The sequence below is a fragment of the Stenotrophomonas sp. HMWF003 genome (assembly GCF_003061285.1).
Classification (GTDB): Bacteria; Pseudomonadota; Gammaproteobacteria; order Xanthomonadales; family Xanthomonadaceae; genus Stenotrophomonas; species Stenotrophomonas maltophilia_AP.
Genome location: NZ_QAIW01000395.1, coordinates 16,027 through 16,684 on the forward strand (window position 1 = coordinate 16,027; position 658 = coordinate 16,684).

At 71.4% G+C, this 658-nt stretch carries 2 pseudogenes; one reads left to right on the top strand and one right to left on the bottom strand.

From position 1 onward, the window contains the following. Nucleotides 1-278 (top strand): annotated as a pseudogene (locus tag DBR34_RS23665) (hypothetical protein); the annotation flags it as partial. 53 nt (nucleotides 279-331) lie between these two features. Here the strand turns inward: DBR34_RS23665 and DBR34_RS21525 are convergent. Continuing rightward, nucleotides 332-658: pseudogene (locus tag DBR34_RS21525) on the bottom strand (hypothetical protein); the annotation flags it as partial.

The window sequence follows — 658 nt, forward strand, 5'->3', positions numbered from 1 at the left end:
CGCGCGCCCGCTTTGTCGATTTCGACAAGGCCCAGCCCAGCGAAGCCAAAGGCTGGAAGCTCAACGACGTGATCCGCGTGCCGAGCGCCGCGTGTCCGGCGCAGCAGGCGGTGGTGCGTGTGTGGCGCATGCCGGTGGCGCAGAAGGCCGAACTGGACGGCCAGGGCCAGTCGCGTATCTACCTGGAAGACGCCAAGAAGCAGGCGGCCGCCGGCAAGATCGCACAGATACCGATGTTCGCCGCGCAGCTGAACGTAGAAGGCGCCGCCTGCCGGTAATGGGCGGTGCCGGTTCCGGGCGATTGCACGCCCGGAACCGGTAGCGGGTGCGATTACAGCCCGCCGCGCGTCGACCATTGCCGCCAGTTGGTGCCGCCCGAGCCCGTCGCCGCAGGCGCAGGGTCTGCAGGCGGTGCCGGTGCCGGCGCAACCGGTTGCGGTGCGGTCGGCACGGGGGCTTGCTCCACCACCGCGACGGTCTGCACTGGCGGCGAGGTGCCGCCGTCGGCGACCTCGGCAGGCGTTACCACCGCCAGCTGTTCGCCGACGGTGAGCGGTTCGGCCGAGGGCGCAGGGGCGTCGGTTGCGGCGGTCAGCGTTGCCGGCGCGGTGCCGGGGCGCAGGGTATTGGCCAGCGCAGGCGGCAGGCAAGGAAAAGA